We start from the raw sequence: 21,929 nt of genomic DNA on the forward strand, positions 1-21,929 counted from the left end.
GCGGGTCTATTCCTGACCTGCTTGGGGGCTTTCTTGCCAGCTGCCGGGGCCTGGGCGGCCGCACAGTATTGTCCGGATCCCAATGTTCAGGTCACGCTCAATACCGGCTACTGCGAACTCTGTGGCGGTGGCCAAATCCAGCTGACCATCAGCAACAATACGGGCTGGGATGCGGTCAACCTGCCGGCGCAAAGCCAGACGCTGGATTCCGGTGATCGCGGATTTGACGATGTAACCGTTGTTGTGGATATACAGCAGGTTGCTACGGTTTATGGCACCAGTGGCCACTCTGCTGGTTTCGCTGGCCAGAGCGGCTCGCAGCTGACCTGGAACCTCGGTGATATAGGCCGCACCGGAAGTAGGACGATCAGTTTCAATCTGGATGAACGGGATTTCGATCAGGAAAAGCTGGTTGCTATTTCTCGAGCCATTTCCACCCGTGTAGAGTTTGACTACGGAAACTGTCAGGGTGGGGAATTTCGTACTCGCACCGGGGGGTGGGGAAGTCCGAACTGGCAAACGTACAGCTACGGTGGAGCACCTTATGCTGAGGGCCCGTTCTTTAATAATTTCACCCTGGCGATCGAAGAGCCTCGCCCGGGCATCGCCAAAGCCGGCCGTAACGTAGATGCGGGTATGCCCCGCGGTACCTTCTCGAACGACCCCGACCTGGCCGGTAATACGATTTTTGGTCACGAAGATGACGGGATTATCTGGCGGGTAACCATCGACAATTACAATGGCGCAGAACCCATGTACGACGTCATCTTTGATGACTCCATGGCGCCGACGGTCAATATGGATGTGCTCGCGGTCTGCCGCAGCGAGGCAGATGCGGAGAGTGTCGCTCAGGGCGGGGCCCCCAGCGCAGGCTCATGTACAGCTATTTCCGGCGATGAACTGAACGGCCGGCATCTGCAAGATGATTTTGGTTTCCCGCTGCCGATTCAACCGGGCGATGAGCGCGAGATATTTATTGCCGGTACATTGCGTAATTCCTGTGTTGACCAGGTTAACGTTGCTGACAATGTGCAGTGGGGCTGTCTGGCACTGAATCGTATAACCAAAGTTGATGGTGAAGCCGGGATTACCCAGAGCATCGAAGGCGGTTTTCCCCGATACGGCGCGGTTAATCAGTCTAGTCTTGAAGTGAGTTCCACCCCAAGTCTCGTTCCTGGGCTCGGCGGTACGGGTGACTTCAGCAACACCAGTGAGCTCAACTACGACGTCACCTTTACTGGTCTCAATGCGAATGAGCCGGTTGGTATGCGTGGCCTGGTCACCATTACGATTGAGAACCGCACGGGTGGTACGGTCAATCAGGTGGAGCTGACCAATACCCTGCCGGATGAATACATTCTCGACCCCAATTTCGAGCCGCAGTTCACCATTTCCTCCTTTGCGGATAATTACAACAACTACGCGGGCCGTGTGGCGGGGATCGACTGGCGCAATCGCGTAACCCCGTCCGCCGATCAGACCACTTATCTGAATAATCCGGCTCTGAAAGCGCCTAACTTCTACCTTTCCAGTGTGGGTAACCCGCTGGGTGAAACTGCCAATGGGGTTGCTGAGCAAGAGGATCTGTTGCGCCACGGTGATGTGGCGACCATCACTTTCCGTATCGTGCAGGTTAATCAAAATGGTTCACTGACCTACTACGATCGCATGGCGGATCTGGACGAGAATGATGAAAGCCTGAGCCCCGGAACGCTTGATCCGCAAACCATGGGGCCACTGACCAATAGCCTGCGTGTACAGTGGGGCGATTTCTGTGACAGCAACGGAAACGGCTCGGTGCGCTCTGATGAGGTGGTGACCCAGCAATTTACCCCCAACCCGGAAAACCTCAACGTCGATATTCCCGAGCCGCTGTATATCATCCGGGATACTGGCCCTACCGCAGTTAGCGTGGATTTCCGCAACAGCGGTGGCCACACCGCATCCGACTACCTGCTGTATGTGACGTTCGGCAACGGCCTCGCGGTAAGCCCGCCTTCATCCTGTAGCATCACATCCAATCCGCCGCAGCATCCGGATGGCACCGGGCAGGTGCCTCTGTGGAATACACCTCCATCTGACGGCTCGACCGACCACAATGCCGATGGCAATCCGCTGCCCCAGGGGGCGTCAGTTTTCCGCTGCGATCTCGGCGCGGTAGCGCCGCTGCAGGAACATGAACTGATCTTTGCGGTAGAGAAAAACCACGGTGCCACCTATGACGACATCACCATGCGCGCTGATGTCGTGGGTGAAGTGCGCCTGGCGGACAATAATGACCGCAATAATCCTCAAGGAGTGGGCGAGGCGCTGGTGTATCCGACACCGGCAAACCTGAACGACCCGATCGCCGGTACCACGCCGTCTCAGCAGTTAGCGAATAATTACACCCTGGATGCCGTGCGTGCACGGGCACTGGGCTTCAACCTCCTTAAACGCTACGTACCGGGCTCTTGCGTGGAAGCCGGAAACCGAGTGAGCGGAGACGGTAACGGCCGTGATATGCCGCCACAGATTCTGGTGGGCGAGGATTGTGAGTTTGAAATTTTTGCCGGTGGTTGGTTCGGTTTCAAAACCCCGGGCTGGGATATCACCGTTGACAGTATCCAGGTTGCGGACGCAACGCCGGATCACGCGGGGGGGGATGACAGTAACACCGGCCGCCAGGGCTTTATCAGCGAGACACGACAGGCCTGTAACAGCTCCGGACTGAACGCACTTTCACCCAATTCCCAGTGCGACCAGATCATTGCACCGGTGAGCTTTACGCCGGGCGCTCAGTTGAGCGAAGAAAGCCTGATTTGGGATTTTGGTGGAACCCAGGTTACCGAGCGCAATTACTGGTTCCTGGCCGGGATGACTTCGCGCCTGCTGAACAACGCCGTGGATCAGGTGGCAGGCCCCAACCAGCACAGCAACCTCAGTGTGGATTACGGTCGCACCAGTTTCCGGGTTACCTATGAATCGGAGAAGCAGGTCGCCGGTGTTCCGGAAATCATTTTCGACGAGACCGTCGCCAACGATGGCAGCGGCGGTCAGGCTGCGTGTTTCAAGCAGGGGAATGACTGGAATCCCCTGGCCACTAACCAGTGTAACAGCACCTACCCGGGTTACCCGCAGTGGCCGGACTGGACAGCGCAGTTGCAAATTACCGAACCGAAACTGCATATCGTCAAGGAAGTGTGTAACTTCAGCCGTGCCGGTGAAAACCTGGGCGCTTGTGTTTGGGAAGATCTGGAAGTCGAAGGCAGCAAGTTCGATGACTTTGTCTATCGCCTGACGGTCACCAACGAGCAGGAGAGTGGCCCGGTTGCCGCGCCGGCTTACGATACGGTGATAACCGATATTCTGCAGAGCCCGCAGATGTGCGTATGGCCGTTTGCAGAAGATGGCCTGAACAACACGCCAGAGGGTGATAATGGACTGGTGGGCATCAACAATGTCGGTGCCGATGACTACCAGTACGATCCTTCCAACCCGGATGCGGATATTCACTGTAGGCTGAATGGTGATCCTGCCCATATCACTTTCAGCTATGAATCTTCCGCTGCCCTGCAGCAGATCAATTCCGGTGACAGTGTGCAGTTGTACTACCGCGTCACCCCGCACCGTACGGTGGTTCCGAACCAGACTTTTGCCAATACCGCGGCAATCTTCCGCTATGACAGCTTGAGTGCACTGGCGGGCAATCAGAACGACCAGCGCATTGAGAATATCAACCAACCCGATGCTACTGGCGTTGTACCGGACCGGGGGGCGCCGCAGGATCAGTGGATCGGCGGTGCGAGAATCTATTGTGCCAACGAAGATACCACCGGCCACTGTGGCACCGATGATGCGACCATGCGTATCGTAAGCGTTGACGCTGAGCCTAAAGCCGTCGTTGAGGTTTCCACCACGGCAACCGGCACGCCTACTCAGCCTGGCGTGAGCCCGAGCACTCCGGTTATTGGCCCGGACGATCGCGTCAATGTGGTCGTGGGCGAAGAGGTCCGCTTCCGTCTTATTGGTACTGTACCTGCCGCAGAGCTGCGCAACCTGACCTTCCGCGATGAGCTGCCGGAAGGGCTGCGCTGTGTGGAAGTGGATGCGGTCGACCTGCGGGATCTGGATCCGGATGCTACCTGGAACCCCGGCGCTGGCGACGGTGCGACCACCCCGAAAAATGGCACTACCTGTGATGAAAATGTGGTCGAGTGGCGCTACGGAAGCCAGTTCCTGACCGATTATGATCCATCAAAATATCCACAGTACGACGGGTTATTCCCTATCGAACTGACCTTTGTTGCGCGCGTTGAAAACAGTGACGTCACTTTCCACGGAGCAACACTGACCAACCCGGGCGGTGTGGCCCAGATGACGTATGAGGATCAGAACGGCGTCCAGCAGGAGCCGGCTGTTTTTGATCCCATCAGCCTGAACGTACTGGGTCCACGCATTACCCTGACGAAGGAATTCACCGTTGAGCGGGTAGATGCGGATGATGTCATCACCGTAAACGTGACCGCGACCAATGCGGACAACGAAGATGGTGCGACGTCTGCAATCGCGTACAACCTGAAAGTCCTGGATGATCTGCGTAATACCAAATACCGCTATGTAGAAGGCAGTGAAGAAGGCCCCGCTTCCCTGGAAGTCGCGTATCTCGATGGCGATACCAATGCGCCGGTCTTCCAGTTCCGCGACGATACTGAAACAGATCGCCACGCTAGCCCCTATGCGATAGGTGTTGGTGAGAGCGTCTCGTTCAGCTTTAAGGTGCGAGTGGTCGGTGAAGGCGACAGTGGCGTCGATGTGGCCGCGCACGAAGTGCTGGCGAATACCATCGAAGCGCGTTGGCAGTCACTGCCGCACAATACCATCGCCCTGAACGCGACCGGCACCATAGGTACTGACGGTGCCATTGATGGTATGCGTATCGGTGAACTGGCAAATACCGGCAACGCCACCAACGACTATGAGATCAGTGCGCAAGACTCTACTGAAGTCGGTGGCCTGGACTTGCTGAAAGAAGACGTTACCGAAAGCGGTGACACGGCAGAGTCCCGTGCAATTGGCGCCCACCGTACTTTCCGCCTGGATATCACTCTGCCGGAAGGCGTGACCGAAAATGTGGTGGTCACCGACACCCTGTCACCGGGCTATGTGATCGCCAACCCGGCACACGGGTATGAAGTCCGCTGTGAATATGATGACACCATTCTGGCAATCAACGACCAGGCACCGGATGCCGGCTGTGAGGCGTTCCTTGGCGCGCTGCCGCAAAGTGGTGATACAGGAACGATCACCTGGGATATCGGCAAAGTCGCCACGCATACAGAAGACGACACCAGTGACGCGGCGACTTCCGCGATTGATCCGGTGATTCATATTTATTACGTCGCACGCGTTGAGAATGTCGCGAGCATTGCTGCGGGTACCCAGCTTAGCAACACCGCAGAGCTCACTTACCTGAATGCAGCGGCAACCGAGACTGCGGCTGTAGGCCCGATCGCGGTAGCGGAGCCGGTGCTGACGGTAACCAAAACGGCCAGCGCCACCAGCGCGGTCAGCGGTGACACACTTGACTACACCGTGGTAATCACCAACGCCTCCGGTAGCGATGTATCCACCGCGTACGATGTGAATATTGCGGATCGGTTGCCGGAGCAACTGCGTCTCGACAATGCCACCATCAACGGCATCGATGCCATGCCGGGAACCCGCAGCAGTGATGGTGCCTTTGTATGGGGCCGTGAAAACGGGGATAACAGCCTGGACATCGCACCGGGTGAAACCCTGACCTTGGTGTACAACACAACAGTAATGTCCGCATTCGACGGCATTATCGAAAACACAGTGTATGTGGACTGGACGTCTCTCGACCACGGTGTGCCTGGGCAGGATACTTATCCCGGCGATTACCAGCGCCACGGTGAAAACTGCCCGGATACCGTGGTACCGAACGAGTACTGTGTCTGGATTAATGAAACGGTAGATACCCAAGACAACACGGACTTCACCAAAACCGCAATCTCCGATGCCTGGGGTGCTGCGGATCGTGCCCGTATCGGCGACACCGTACAGTACACCCTGAACCTCGGCCTGCAGCCGGGCATCACCCGCAATGTGGTGGTCACCGATCAGCTGCCGGAAGGCCTGCAACTGGTTTCTGTGGATAACATCGACTGCGGCGTGAAAGGCTTTACCTGCTCGCAATCACCGGCTGACCTTCCTGCCGGTACCACCGGAACCCTGCAGTGGCAGTTCGGTGACATCAGCGCGGAAAGCGATTCCACACCGCCGTTTACCATTGTGTATACCGCAGTGGTACTCGACGATGAAACGGTATTCCCTGCAGGCAGCGGTGAGATTGAGCGCATCAACGGCGCTGAGCTGACTTACGACGGCGCTGCTGAAATCCTGCAGAACCAGGCCAGTATCTGGGTGGTGCAACCGAACATCACCGACCTGGTTAAAAGCGATACGCGCTCCGGGGTAACCAGTCCCTACACCGTTGTGGATATCGCCAACGAAGTGATGAACTTCCGTCTGGAAGCGCTCAACACCGGTGGCGCGCCGGCCTACGGCGTGGTGGTGACTGATACCCTGAATGTCGACCCGGCAAATCCGGAGTTTGATGAATCCACTATCAATATTGTGCAGGTGCAGGTCGCGGGCCAGCCTGCGAATTACGAAGTTGCCATCAATGGCGGCATCATCGAATTTACCCTGACCGATCCGGTGCCGGAAAATGCTGCCGTCCTGATCGATTATCAGGTTGGCCTGAACACCGCGATTCCCAGCGGCCATACCTGGTACAACCGCTTCCACATCGATCGCTACAACTCCAGTGATATCGACGCTGCGCCGGATCGCGAATACCTCGGTACGGCGCCGGATTGTGCCACATCGGCAGTGGATAACTGCTTCACGCTGATGACCCCGGTGGCAAATCCGGAAGACCTTACCCTGCAACTGCTGACGCCTGTTGATGGGCGCGCGCCGATTGGCGAGCCAGTGAGCTATCGCATTACCGTGCCGGCAAGTCCCATCGCAACGTCTGCCCTGGCGGATGTGGTTGTGGAAAATGTTGTGCAGGGCCGCGATACCGCCATTGTTCTGGATGCCGTCACTGTCGACGGAAATCCGGTTACTGTGGCTGATGGCGAAACCTTCACCATCGATGTCGGAGATATCCCACCGAATGAAGTGCGCGAGATCCTGGTCACCGGCTGGGTTGCGAACGACATCGCAGCGCAGGCGGGCCAGACTTACGATATCAGCGCGACATACACCTACAGCGAAGCCGGTGTGGTCACCGAGATGGGCGGCGAGAGTGCAGCGATCACCATCGTCGAGCCCGAGCTGGCGCTGACCCAGTCTGCGGTGAATCAGAGCGGTAACCCTGAGCCGGTTGCCGGCGATATCTACCGCTTCAGCCTTGCACTGGCGGAGCAGGGGGCCAATGGCTCCACCGCTTATGACCTGACCGTACTGGAAGAACTGAGCACCGGCTGGGCGTACGAGCCCGGTAGTGCCCTGTTCAATGGTGTTGCCATTGCCGATCCGGCCATCACCGGTGATGGCATCAACACGGCCCAGACCCTGGCCTGGAACGCGGTGGCCAACACCGACATTCCTGTGGGCGAAACCCGCACCCTGGAGTTTGATGTGCGGGTGCTGGATTCCGTGCTTGCTGGCCAGGAACTGACCGGCGCTACCTCCGCACAGTGGACCAGCCAGGCCGGTGCCCCGGTGCAGGTGGAACGCGACGGATCCGGGATGCCGGATCCGGCAGCGCTGAATAATTACTTCCTCGGCCCGCAACAGTTGCCGGCACTGGCCATTGGCAACAACGCCACCCTGGCGAAGAATGTTCTGGCCGAAACCGCACCGCTGAACAACGGCGAGCTGCGTATCGGTGACCTGGTGACCTACGAGCTGCGCCTCGGTGTGCAGCGCGGAACCCTGCCGAATGCGGTGGTTACCGACACCCTGCCTGCCGGCATGGTGTTCGTGGATACCGTCTCCATTGCTGCGGACGGCATGACCTACGACCTGACCCAGGAGCCGGTTGCGGAAGTATCCGGACAGGTAAGCTGGAATCTCGGATCCCTGGTAAACAGCACCGGTGACGAGCTGGTGATTACCTATCGCACACGGGTGCAAAAGGATGTCTTGCCGCTCAATGCCGCCAATACCCCGCTGCGCAATGAAGCGAGCTTCCAGTTCGATACGGCCACAGGCCCAAGCACGCCGCTGCTCGCGGAACAGACGCTGAACCTGTTGCAGCCGGATCTGACCTTTGCGCTGGTGGCGACACCGGATGGCAGCGCCGCGCTGACACCTGCACAAACCATCACCTTCACCGCGACCATGACCAACACCGGAACTGCACCGGCGTACGATATTGTGCTGCGCGATGTCATCCCGGCCGGCATGCGCCAGGGCGGTGTGCAAACCGTCAGCATCAACGGCAGTACCGCTAACCTGGTACAGCCCAGCTTCGACAGCGCGACAGGTGATGCCATCTGGAATTTCGCTAACGAAATTCCCGTGGGCGGCACTTTTGAAGTGGTTTACCAGGTGGTGACCGACAGCGACATCGGTGCCGGCCTGCAGATCAGCAATAACGCCTATCTGGAGTGGTATTACTCGTTCGCCGAGAGCGATATTCCCGAAGGCGCGGTGCTGGAAAACCGTCAGCCCTACGGGCCGAGCGATGCGGTAAGCGTGCAGTTCAATACCCCGGATGCGCAGCCGCTGCAGATCGCCGTTGAACCCACGACCCGTGACAAAGCGTCGATTGGCGAGCCCTTCGTGTACCGCCTGACGATTCCGGCCGTGGGCACGCTGAACGACGTCGCGATCCAGATGGATCTGGCGGACTCCGGTATCGACCCGGTGGATCTGGCGTTTGTCAGCGCCGCGCAGGTGTCCGGCAATATCGCATTCAATCCACAGGGTTCGGTGGCCGGCACTGTGCTGACCATTGAAGGCACCGGCAATGGCATCGATATCGAGGCCGGCGATGCAGCGGTGATCGATGTCACCCTGCGCCTGCGTGATACCGCCCTGAACCAGTTCGGTAAATCCTTTACCGCGCGCGCCGGTTACAGCTACAGCTACGCCAATGACGACCCGAATGCGGGCCGTGGCATGGGCGAGGTCAGCGAGTACTCCGCGGCCATTCAAATCGTCGAGCCCTACGAACTGGTGCTGACCAAGACTGGCGATGCGCAGATCCAGGCGGGCCTGCCGGCGCGCTTCCTGTTGGATGTGCACAACCGCGGCACCGGCCCGGCCTGGGATCTCACTGTACGTGACTTCCTGCCGAACACCGCCCAGGGCGGCATGTGCGAAACCGCACCGGCGAACTTTGCCGCGACCATCGTCGACGGTGCCGGCAATACCGTGGCGACCCTGAGCCAGGGCAGTGACTTCACCACCGCCTTTGACGCTGACGCCTGTACGCTGACGTTCACTACCGTGGGCGCAGCAGCGGCGATCGCAGCGGATCACCATGTGCAGTTTGGCTACGATGCTTACCTCGATGCCGACACCGTTGACGGCGCCACGCTGGACAATGTTGCCGGTGCCGAGCGCTGGTACAGCTGGGACAGCACTGGCCCGGATGCGCGTATTTACGAGCGTACCTATGCCAGTGATCCGGCGGATGGCACACCGGGAATCGAAGACCACGAGGACGTGTTCACCATCACCGCGGCGGTGCCGAGTGTGGTGTTCGAAAAAGTGGTGGCGAATATCACTTCCGGCGACAGTCCGGCCACCGTTGCCACGCCCGGCGATGTACTCCAGTACACCCTGACCCTGCGCAACCTCAGTGATCTGGATGTGGAAAACATCGCGATCACCGACGAGCTGGATCGCCTGAACAGCCCGGCGCATTTCGCAGCGGGTACCCTGCAGTTGATTACCGCTCCGGCGGGCAGCGACAGCAGCGCCACCAGTGCCAGCGGCGGTGCCAACGGCAGTGGCCTGCTGGATGTGCGCAATCTGGTACTCGGCGCTGCAGGCAGCGGCGGTGAGGAAATCCAGCTGGTGTATCAGGTGCAGCTGGTCAATGTGATCGACAGTGGCGCCGCCGTGCTCAACCAGGCCCAGGTACAGCTGCCGGGCCAGGCGCTGATCGACAGTGACGACCCGAACATCAATGGCAGCGCCGACCCGCTGACCGCGGGCGATGAAGATCCTACTCAGGTACTGATCGAGTCGGCCGCGTTGCTGAAAGTGGAGAAGACCTCTGACGATCTCACCGGTGAACCTGACAGCCTGATGCCCGGTGACACCCTGCGCTATACCCTGCGGGTGGAAAATATCGGTAACGAAAACGTAATTGAGGCCAGCCTGCGCGACCAGGTGCCGGCCAACACCACTTATGTTGCTGGCTCCACCACGCTGAACGGCGCGGCCGTGGACGATGTGAATGGCAGCACGGCACTGGCAGATACGCTTGTTATCCAATCCCCCGGTGCAGAAGCGGGCGAATTGCTGGCAGATCCGGCCGCATCCGGCAGCCAGGCGGCGATCATCACCTTTGATGTCACCATCAATGACGTCAACGATGGCACCGTGATTTCCAACCAGGGCTTCGTGAACGGCAACGGTGCGGGCGGTGCAAATACTCCGCTCGACGAAAAACCTTCCGACGACCCGGCGACCCAGGTTGCAGACGATCCGACGCTGGATATCGTCGGTAATGTGCCGCTGTTGCGGGTACAGAAAACCGTCGCGCTGGCAGTGGATAACCTGACTGCCGGTATCGTCGATCCCGAAGACGTACTGCGCTACACCATCACCGTTACCAATATGGGCGGCAAAGACGCGAGCGAAGCGCGCCTTGTGGACCTGGTGCCAGAGCACACCACCTATGTGGCCGGCAGCACCACCCTGAACGGTGAAGCGGTTGCCGACAATGGCAGCGAGTCGCCACTGATCGCCGGTATTGCCATCAGCAGCGACGACCTGACACCGCCGCTGCCGGCAGCGGGCGAGGGCGTGATCACCACCGCACAGACTGCCACCATCGTGTTCGATGTGATGGTGAATGCGGACACCGAGCGCGGTACCGTGATCAGCAACCAGGGCAATGTGTACAGCCTGGAACTGCCGCTGACCCTGACCGATGCGGACGGCAACAGCAGCAATGGTGCCCAGCCTACCGAAGTGGTGGTGGGCGATGCGCAGCAGCTTTCCATCACCAAGGAAGTGGCGGTTGTCGGCGGCGGTGCGGCGGAAGCCGGCAAGGTACTGGAATATCTGGTGCGGGTCACCAATATCAGTGCGGTGCCTGCGAGCCTGGTATCCATCTACGACGACCTGCTGGTTGCCGGTGAAGGCGTACTCACTTACGTGGACGATTCCGCGCGCCTCAACGGCCAGCCCACCGGCGTCATGGTGAATGGCTCGGTGATCAGTGCGGACTACAGCACCAATTACGGTGATCTGCAGCCGAGTGAAACCATCACCCTGCGCTTCCAGGCCAGGCTCGCCGAAAACCTCGCCATCGGTTACACCGTGGTGAATACCGCCGAGGTGAAATGGAACGATCCGCCGGCCTATAACGAGGCCACCGTCACCATCGATATCGGCGGTACGCCGGGCATTGCGAACGTGAGCGGTTACCTCTGGCACGACGTGAACTTCAGTGAAACTGCCGACAGCGAAGAGCGCCTGCTCACCAACTGGACCGTGGAGCTGTACTTCAACAACGCACTGCTGGAAACCGGGCAGAGCGATGAAAACGGCTACTTCCAGTTTGCCGGCCTGGTGCCGAACATGGATGGTGCCGGCGCGAACGGTGCTAGCTACGAGCTGCGTTACTCCGCCCCGGATGCGGTGGACTCCACCGCTTCCCTGGGTAACACCAGCTCCGACTTCACCAATGGGCCGCAGCAGATTCGCGATATCTATATCGGCTCCGGCGCCAACCCGCAGAACCTGAATCTGCCGATTACCCCGAATGGGGCCATCTACGATTCGGTCATGCGCCAGCCCATTGCCGGTGCACGGGTACGTATGCTGCGTGCCTCCAGTGGCCAGCCGCTGCCGGATGCGTGTTTCGACGATCCCAAGCAGCAGAACCAGATCACCCTGCCGGGCGGTTACTACAAGTTCGACGTGAACTTCTCGCGCGCGGAGTGTGCGGTGAACGCGGACTACCTGCTGGAAGTGGATGTGCCGAGCGCCGACTATGTGTCCGGCCCGTCCCAGATCATCCCGCCGCAAACCGGTGCAGATACCGGCAGCTTTGATGTGGCCGCCTGTCTCGGCAGCGCTGCGGACGTGATTCCGGCGACCGCGAATCACTGCGAAATCCAGCTCTCCGAGCTGCCGCCGGTGATCGATGTGGATGCGCGTGGAGACGAAACCCACTACTACCTGCGTATCAACCTGGATGACAGCAACCAGCCGGGCAGCAGCCAGCTGTTCAACAACCACATTGCCCTGGATCCGCAGCTGGAAGGCGCGCTCGCGCTGACCAAGACCGCGGCCATGACCAATGTGACCCGCAGCCAGCTGGTGCCGTACACCATTACGTTCACCAACACGCTGCCGGTGCCGCTGACGGATCTGCAGCTGGTGGACTACTTCCCGGCCGGCTTCAAATATGTGGCGGGCTCGGCGAACCTCGACGGCGCACCGGTGGAGCCGGAAGTGAACGGCCTGCAGCTGCAGTGGCCGCACCTGCGCGCGGAAGGTGAGCAGACCCACACCCTGAAACTGCTGCTGGTCGTGGGTTCCGGTGTGGGCGAGGGCGAGTACATCAACCGTGCGCGCATGTTCAACGAGCTTTCCGGCCAGCAGACCTCCGGTGAAGCTTCGGCGACGGTGCGCGTCGTGCCGGATCCGACCTTCGACTGTACCGATGTGATCGGCAAGGTGTACGACGACAAGAACCTCAACGGTTACCAGGATTCCGGTGAGGGCGGTGTGCCGGGTGCACGGGTGGTCACGGCCAATGGCCTCAAAGCCACGACCGATGCCCACGGCCGCTTCCACATCACCTGTGCGGCAGTGCCGAACCCGGATCGCGGTTCCAACTTCGTACTGAAACTGGACGACCGCAGCCTGCCGAGCGGCTACCGCCTGACCACGGAAAACCCGCGGGTACAGCGCGCGACCCGAGGCAAGATGCTGGAATTCAACTTCGGTACCAGCCTGCACCGCGTGGTGCGCCTGGATCTGGCCGAAGCGGTGTTCGAGCCGGGCACCAGCGAGCTGCGTCCGCAGTGGGAATCACGCACAGAACTGTTGCTGGAAAAACTGCAGGATGCACCGTCGGTACTGCGTCTCTCCTACCTGGCCGAGAATGAGGATCCAGCACTGGTGGATGCACGACTCGCCGCCATCAAGGCGCAGATTGCCAACGAATGGGCGGCGCTGGATTGCTGCTACCCGCTCAATATCGAAACCGAAATATTCTGGCGCCGTGGCGCGCCGCCCAGCCGGGGCGGATTGCTTGATGGCCTTAAACGCAGTGTGGATCGCGCATTAGGTAATGATCGCGACCAGGGAGGATTCCAGTGATGTTCCATCCTTCAAAGTTGACTCGTGCGATCCGCAGAAACTGGATACCGGCGTGCGCCGGTATGACGAAGACTCTGGAACAAACTTCACCGTCATCCCGGCGCATGCCGGGATCCAGCTCCATCGAGCTTTCCGGCAAGCTCCGCAATAGTTTATTGGCACTGGCATTGTTGCCAGTAGTCCCGGCTTTTGCCGCAGAAGCCGAACAGCAAGCCCAAGTAGAAAGCGCCTGGTGGCAGCTGATTCCGGGCCTTTCTACCGACGGCGAACCCACTGCGGATTTCAGTGAAAGTCCCCTGGGTAACAATACGGAATCTTCATTGATTGCTGGCGCCGCCAGTCGCTGGGTGCAGGATGCGGAAACGTTTGTTGCCCCGGAAGAAGCCGTGGTGGAAAAAGACGTGTTGCCGCCCCTGCTGTTCCGCACAGTGGACGACGAAATCGATCCGGCGTTGCTGGAGCAGCTGCGAGAAAAACTTGCTGCGCTCGACAATGCGAACGAGATGCAGCTCATTTTTATCGGCCACACGGACAGCGATCCGCTGACCGAAGACGAGCTGGCGGGCATTGAAGATAAGGCGGCCTTTACCGAAGCGCGCGCCAGGCAGGTTGCGGAATATTTCCAGACTGCACTGGATTTGCCGGAAGACGCCGTGGTGTTTGAAGGTCGTGGCGACAGCGAACCGCTGTCAGAAAACATTACTGAGAAAGGGCGCGAACTGAACCGCCGTGTTGAGGTTCAGCTGCGTTATTTCGAGCTGGATCAGGAAGCGCGCGCCGCCCAGCGTCGCGCCCAGGCACTGCAACTCAACCGGGTTCAGGTGTGCCGCCAGGAGACCGTGTGTAAGCTGCACTACACCGCCGGCACTGACCAGCGTGCGCGCCTGAAAAACCTGGTGACGCCCCTGCGCCTGCAGCCGGGACAGGCGGACCTGCCGGAGGCTTTCGTGCGCCGTATCAGCGAGGTGCGCAACACCCTGCTGGACAAGCCCAATCTCACCATTCACTTCGTCGGCCATACGGACGGGCAGCCGCTGCCGGAAGGCCCGGCAGAGCTGTACGACGACCAGATGGCGCTGTCCCGCGCCGAGGCCAGGCGTGTCGCACTGGCGGTGGCGGATCAGCTGAACCTGCCGGGCTATATGGTGACCAGCAGCGGCAAGGGCGCGACTCAGCCGATCGCGGCCAACGACACTGCCAAGGGCCGTGCGCTGAACCGCCGCGTGGAAGTGGAATTCTGGTACGACGACTTGCTGGAGACTGCCGCCGATGGCGTGCAGGCGTGTCCGGAATCCGCCGCTGCGGAAACCATCACCATTACCCACGAGTCGCCCACCGGCGCTATCCCGCCGATTTTTATCCGCGGCGGTGAGCCGCAGATCAGTGCCGCGCAGCTGGGTCAGATGCAGCGGTTGATGGAAGAGGTGGCCGGCAAGCAGGGCGTGCGCCTGAGTTTCGTCGGCTACAGCGATAACGAGCGCATGGAGCGCCGCGAAGCCATGGTCTATGGCGACGACGTGGGCCTGTCCCGCGCGCGCGCGCGGAAAACCATGGAGCTGGTACAACAGCAACTGGGCCTTACCGACGAGCAGGTGGCTTTCGAGGGTCGCGGCTTTGTGGAATCCCCGGACGTGGTCCAGACCGGATTTATCCACATGGATGGTGCCCGGGTGGAAGTCGAGGTGCTGTACGACGAGCTCGCGGTGCTGGCGGAAAGCGATCGCCTGGAAATCGAACGTATCCAGCGCGAGGCCGAAGCGCACAACCCCTACGCGCTGAACCTGATGCGCATTACCGTGGACGGCGCACCGGAATACGATCCGTACAGGAGTTCTGCGGATCTGCAGCGCTGTACCGACGTGGCCCTGCAGAAAGCCAATATCCAGTTCCGCTTCGACAACCAGGCCATGCAGCCGCGCCTGAACGTCACTGCGTTCCCGACCACCATCCGCTATGCGGACGATCCGGAAACAGAATTGGCGGAAAGCCGGGTGCAGTTCAAGCGCTACACCAACTATCCGTCGTATATCACCCGGGCCGAAGTGCGCATCTTCGAGGAAGAGCAGTCCCTGCGCGACGAGCCGCTGGCGGTCGTGACCCTGGACCAGAATGGCGAGGGCAGCTGGGAGGCGGACTTCGAGGCGTTCCAGGCACCGCTGAAGAAATTGCAGTATGTGGTGCGGGTTTACGACTGGAAGCAGCGCTACGATGAGACCCGCCCGCAGACTCTGTGGGTTGTGGATAACTTCGAGCCGCAATTGCAGGAAACCACCACCGAACAGGAACTGCTGGTAGGCTACGGTGAGAACCGCCTGGCCGAGCAGAATATTCCGGTGGATGGCAATGCGGTACTGGTGAACGGCGAACAGATTCCGGCGAATCACAGCGTGTGGCTGGCTGGCCGCGAAATTCCGGTGAGCCGTGACGGCAAGTTCGTGGCGGAAGAGATTTTCGCCAAGGGCCTGCACACGGTGGAAGTGGCAGTACTCGATGACCAGGGCAACGGTGACCTGTTCTTGCGGGATCTCGAATTCACCCGCGACGACTGGTTTACCGTGGGTATTGCCGACGTCACCATCGCCAGGGATTCCACCAATGGCCCCGCGGCACTGGTCACCGGCGATGAAACCCATTACGACAACTCCGCCAGTTACGACGGCCGCCTGGCGTTCTATACCAGCGGTACGTTTGGCGATGGCTGGGAACTGGGCGCAAGTGCGGATACCCAGGAAGGACCGGTAGACGAGCTGTTTTCCAACTTTATGGAAAAAACACCGGACGCACTGTTCCGCCGTCTCGACAGCGACCTCTACTATCCCACCTTCGGTGACGACTCCACTGTGGTGGAAGATGCGCCGACCTCGGGCAAGTTCTATATCAAGCTGTCGAACTACGACGATTACGGCCTTTGGGGTAACTTCAAGGCGTCCTACACCGACAACGAACTCGCGCATATCGACCGCGCGCTCTACGGTGCCAATTTCCACTTTGAAACCGATGACGTTACCGACTTCGGTGACAAGCGCTTCCAGGTGGATACGTTCAGCGCGGAGCCCGGCACTATCGCCGGCCGCGATGAATTCCGTGGTACCGGCGGCTCGCTGTTTTACCTGCGCCACCAGGATATTCTCACCGGTTCCGAACGCCTGCGGGTAGAGGTGCGGGACAAGAATTCCGGCCTGGTACTGGGCGTGAAAAACCTGACCCCGGTGATCGACTACGATGTGGATTACATTCAGGGCCGCGTGTTACTGAACCGTCCGCTGTCGGCCATCGCCAATGACAACCTGATCATTCAGGACGGCGCCTACAGCGGTAACCCGCAATTCCTGGTGGCCCGCTATGAATACACCCCGGGCTTCGACGATATCGACACCCTGGCGGTGGGCGGCCGCGCCCATTACTGGGCCGGCGATCATGTGAAGATCGGTGTGAGCGCCAGCCAGCAGGACGAGGAAGACAACGAGTCGTCCCTCAACGGTGTCGACCTGACCCTGCGCAAAAGCGCCGGCAGCTGGGTGAAAGTGGAAGTGGCGGAAAGCCAGGGCAACACCCTCGACAGCCTGTCTTCCCTCGACGGCGGTTACAGCTTCAGCCAGAACGGACTCACACAGGGCGAGCCCTTCGACCCCAATGCCAAGGCCGGTGCCAGCAAGTTTGAAGCGGCACTTCAGGTAAGTGATTTCTTCGAAGGCGTGCGCGGTTCCGGTTCTATTTATGCCCAGCAGCGCGATGCCGGTTTCTCGGCTCCGGGCCAGCTGGTGATGCGGGAAACCGAGCAGTACGGTGCAACCGTGAATGTGCCGATTGGCGAGCGCATTGATGTGGGCCTGAAAATGGACACCAGCGAACAGGTTCAGGGCCTGCAGACATCGGCGATGGATGTGGAGCTGGGATACCGCTTGAACGACAACTGGCGTGTCGCCACCGCCGCGCGCTCCGATTCCCGTGAAGACTTCTCACCGGTGGTGCCGGTCACCCAGAAGCAGGGTGACCGTACCGATGTGGCGGTGCAGGCGAGCTACGACTCCGGTGCCAACTGGAGTGCGTTTGGCTTCGTGCAGCGCACCGCGGAACTGTCCGGCAGCCGCGAGGAAAACAACCGGGTTGGCTTCGGTGGTGCTTACCGGGTAAGCGAGCGCCTGACCGTAGACAGCGAACTGTCCGGCGGTGACCTGGGTACCGCGGCCAGCCTCGGCACCGACTTCCTGGTGACCGACCGTACCAACCTCTACCTGAACTATGCCCTGGATAACGAGCGCACCGATACCGGCGTGCGCGCGCGCAAGGGCAACCTGAACACTGGTTTCCGCAGCCGCTTCTCCGATACCACAAGTATTTACGGTGAAGAGCGCTATACCCACGGTGATGTATCCACAGGCCTGACCCATGCGCTGGGCGTGGACCTTGCACCCAGTGACAAGTGGAATTACGGCACGAGTCTCGAAGCCGGTACCCTCGAAGATCCGCGCACGGGTGCCGAAACCGAGCGCCGCGCCATGGGTGCCAGCATGGGCTTCAATGACAGCGCCCTGCGCCTGTCCACTGCGGTGGAGTACCGCGTGGACAATATGCAGATGCTGATTGACCCGGAAACGGTGCAGGACAGCGAGCGCAAAACCTGGTTGCTGAAAAACGCCCTGAGTTTCCAGATCAATCCGGACTGGCGTCTGGTCGGCAAGCTCAACTATTCCGACAGCCAGAGTTCCCAGGGTGCGTTCTACGATGGCAAGTTCACCGAGGGCGTGATGGGCTACGCCTACCGCCCTGTGGATAACGACCGCTGGAACACCTTGCTGAAGTACACCTACTTCTACAACGTGCCGACCACGGATCAGGTACTGGTGGCCAACACTGCAACCGAGTTTGTGCAGAAGAGCCATATCTTCTCGGTGGATACCAACTACGACCTGACCCGGCGCTGGACTGTGGGTGCCAAGTACGCATACCGCCTCGGCCAGTTGAGCATGGAGCGTGAAGACCCGCAGTTCTTTGACAGTACCGCGAGCCTGTATGTGCTGCGCGCCGACTGGCACTTCGTGAACAAGTGGGATCTGCTGCTGGAAGGCCGCATGCTGGATCTGCCGGAGGCGGGGGACAGCAAGAGCGGTGCACTGCTGGCGCTGTATCGCCAGATGGGGCGCAACTTCAAGGCGGGCATCGGCTACAACTTTACCGACTTCTCCGATGACCTGACGGATCTGGATTACGACAGCCAGGGTGTATTCATCAATATGGTCGGCAAACTTTAACGCTGCCTTCATTGGAGCGTTTTCGCGATATGGCCACTGCAGGATCCCCAAGACGGGATCCTGTAGTGGCCTTCTTCACAGCAGGCTGATCAAGTCCCTCCTTTCCGGCCAATACCTGCGTGTTGCATCCAGGTTCTTCCTTACCCCTCCCCGATCCACCCCGATGAAAAAAAGCGCGAGTATTCCTGGGAAACAGGCAAGAAGTGCAGAAGAACGTATATTGATTGCTGTCTGCGCTTGCTCTACTTTGTTATGCATAAAAAAAGCGAGCGGAGCAGCTAATGATAAATCTCACCATCAACGGCGAGCTTCGCTCGCTGGATGTACCCGCTGACACCCCAATCCTCTGGGTATTGCGCGATACATTAAAGCTCACCGGTACACGTTTTGGCTGCGGCATGGCGTTATGCGGCGCCTGCACCGTGCATTTGGATGGCAACCCCATCCGCTCCTGCACTACGCCCATCTCCGCCGCCGAGGGCAAGCACATCACCACCATCGAAGCCATGGCACAGGATCCAGTAGGTCGCCGCGTGCAGCAGGCGTGGATGGACGAAGCGGTGGCACAGTGTGGTTACTGTCAGGGCGGACAGGTGATGAGCGCGGTTGCCCTGCTGAAAAACAACCCGAACCCCGATGACGCGCAGATCGACAGCCAGATGAGCGGCAATATCTGCCGCTGTGGTACCTATCCACGCATTCGCAAAGCCATACAGCGCGCGGCCAAGGTGGCAGAAAAAAATGCGGCCAGTGTCGGCGAACCCCTGTTTACGGAGGTGAAGGTATGAGCAATGGGAATGAAAACGCACCGGATATTGCCAACGTCAGTCGCCGCAAATTTCTGAAAGGCCTCACCGCCACTGGCGCCCTGGTCATTGCCGCGCGCTGGACGCCCGCATCTCTGGCCCAGGATGCTGAAGGTCCAGACGACAAAACAAAATACGGCGCAGATGCCATGAGCCATGGCTGGGTGGATAACCCGGATGTGTTTATCAGCATTGCTCCTGACAATACCGTCACCCTGATCAATCATCGCGGCGAAATGGGGCAGGGTATTCGCACCAGTGTGGTGATGGTTTTGGCCGACGAATTGGGGGCCGACTGGCAGCGAGTGCGCGTCGAGCAAGCGATTGCCAATGAAGAAAAATACGGCAACCAGAATACGGATGGCTCCCGTTCCATGCGCCACTGGTTTGACCCGTTGCGCCGCGCCGGTGCCGCGGCGCGAACCATGCTGGAACAGGCCGCTGCGAAACAGTGGGGCGTGCCGGTAACGGAGTGCCGCACCGGCGTGCATCAGGTGATCCATGTGCCGACCAAACGCACGCTCTCGTTCGGTGAGCTGGCGACGGCGGCCGCCGCCCAGCCGGTGCCGGATCGCAAGTCGCTGAAGCTGAAAAGCCCGGACGAATGGCGCTATATCATGCGCAAACCGCAGGATTTTCCCAAAGCCAATAACCTCCAGCCACTGGCTGTGGATGGTATGGATATCCTCACCGGCAAGGCGCAGTTTGCCGCCGATGTCAGCTGGGACAATATGCTGTATGCGGTGATTGCGCGCCCGCCTTCCTATGGTGCCGCGGTGAAATCATTCGATGACAAAAAAGCACTGGCGGTGCCCGGCGTGGTCAAGGTCGTCGAGTTGCCCACTGCGACCCAGCCATCGGGCTATGAACCCATGGGCGGCGTTGCGGTGCTGGCGGAATCCACCTGGGCGGCGATTCAGGGACGCAAGGCGCTCACCATTGAATGGGACAACGGCCCTGCCGGTGCCAACGCCACCTATGACTCGGTCGCCTTCCGCGAGCTGCTGGAAGAAAGGGCAAAAAAGACCGGCAAGATCGAGAGCCAGAAAGGCGATATAACCGCGGCCCGCAAGACTGCGGCACAGTCCCTGAGCGTCAATTACTACGCGCCCCACATGGCCCAGGCGCCGATGGAACCCATGGCGGCCATTGTGCGTATCGATGGCGACAAGGCGGAGGTCTGGACTTCGGTGCAGAATCCCCAGGTCGCCCGCGACGGTGTGGCCAAACGGCTGCAACTGAAGCCTGAAAACGTCACGGTGCAATGCGGCCTGATGGGCGGCGGTTTCGGGCGCAAGGCGAAACCGGATTATGTGTTTGAAGCAGCCGACCTTTCCAAAGCGATGGACGGGAAACCGGTGCGGGTACAGTGGACCCGCGAGGATGATCTGCACAACGGCTTTTTCCACGCCGCGGCTTTGGAACACATGGAGGGCTACCTGGATGACAACAAGCGGGTAGTCGGCTGGCTGCACCGTTCCCTCGCCCCCAGTATCTCCTCCCTGTTTGCCCCCAATGCGGAATACCAATCGGCCGCGGAAATGGGCATGGGTATCCGCAACATCCCGTTCGATATCCCGGCGTTACAGATCGAGAATGGCGAGGCGGAAGGCCATATCCGTATCGGCTGGTTCCGTTCGGTGTACAACGTGCCCCACGCGTTTGCGATCCAGAGCTTTGTCGCAGAGCTCGCGCACATGGCGGGAAAAGACCACCGCGACTTTCTGCTCGAGTTGCTGGGCCCGAACCGGCAAATCGACCCGGGCAAGGAAGGCATATTCAATTACGGCGAAGACCCGGCGCGCTATCCCATCGACACCGCGCGTTACCGGGCGGTTATCGAACGGGCCACAAAAGAAGCGGGCTGGGGCAGGAAAATGCCGCCCAACCGCGGCCTCGGGCTCGCGGTACATAACAGCTTTGTTTCTTACTGCGCCATCGTGATGGATGTGGAGGTCACCGAAGGTGGCGACGTTATCGTGCACCGGGCAGATGTTGCTTTCGATTGCGGCCCACAGATCAACCCGGATCGTGTCGCTGCGCAGATGGAAGGATCCTGTGTAATGGGCACAGGTATCGCGCTGATGACACAGATCACCGCCAAAGACGGACGTATCCAGCAGGATAACTTTCACCAGTACCTGGTGCCGCGTATGAATGAAGCGCCGAGAGAAATTCGCGTGCACGCTGTGAATAATGATCTGGACATCCCCATCGGCGGCGTCGGCGAACCCGGCCTGCCGCCGGTGGCGCCGGCGCTGTGCAACGCGATCTTTGCAGCGACCGGCAAACGCATCCGTAGCCTGCCCGTGGCTGACCAGTTGAAGAGCTAACCGGA

General features: G+C 59.8%; 4 protein-coding genes. All 4 read left to right on the forward strand.

Annotation, left to right across the window (positions count from 1 at the left end; all coding sequences use genetic code 11):
- Positions 1-33 precede the first annotated feature (33 nt).
- Entirely contained in the window at positions 34-13,533 is a 13,500-nt protein-coding gene (locus tag ACNKU7_RS03785) for a hypothetical protein (protein ID WP_418295624.1), read from the forward strand.
- Between the two features lie 62 nt (positions 13,534-13,595).
- Positions 13,596-18,785, forward strand: coding sequence for an OmpA family protein (locus tag ACNKU7_RS03790; protein ID WP_418295625.1), 5,190 nt, complete (start codon positions 13,596-13,598; stop codon positions 18,783-18,785).
- Positions 18,786-19,066: 281 nt separating this feature from the next.
- Positions 19,067-19,573, forward strand: a complete 507-nt coding sequence (locus tag ACNKU7_RS03795) for a (2Fe-2S)-binding protein (protein WP_418295626.1) — start codon at positions 19,067-19,069, stop codon at positions 19,571-19,573.
- Positions 19,570-21,924 carry a xanthine dehydrogenase family protein molybdopterin-binding subunit gene (locus ACNKU7_RS03800; protein WP_418295627.1) on the forward strand — a complete coding sequence of 785 codons (2,355 nt, stop codon included), beginning with the start codon at positions 19,570-19,572 and terminating at the stop codon, positions 21,922-21,924. The genes ACNKU7_RS03795 and ACNKU7_RS03800 overlap by 4 nt, the downstream gene beginning before the upstream one ends.
- The last annotated feature ends 5 nt before the right edge of the window (positions 21,925-21,929 follow it).

The organism is Microbulbifer weihaiensis (assembly GCF_048323715.1).
Classification (GTDB): domain Bacteria; phylum Pseudomonadota; class Gammaproteobacteria; order Pseudomonadales; family Cellvibrionaceae; genus Microbulbifer.

What these genes read in the sequence shown, in the direction of transcription:
- ACNKU7_RS03790 (WP_418295625.1), top strand. Translation starts at nt 13,596, where the DNA reads ATGACGAAGACTCTGGAACAAACTTCACCGTCATCCCGGCGCATGCCG.
- ACNKU7_RS03795 (WP_418295626.1), top strand. Translation starts at nt 19,067, where the DNA reads ATGATAAATCTCACCATCAACGGCGAGCTTCGCTCGCTGGATGTACCC.
- ACNKU7_RS03800 (WP_418295627.1), top strand. Translation starts at nt 19,570, where the DNA reads ATGAGCAATGGGAATGAAAACGCACCGGATATTGCCAACGTCAGTCGC.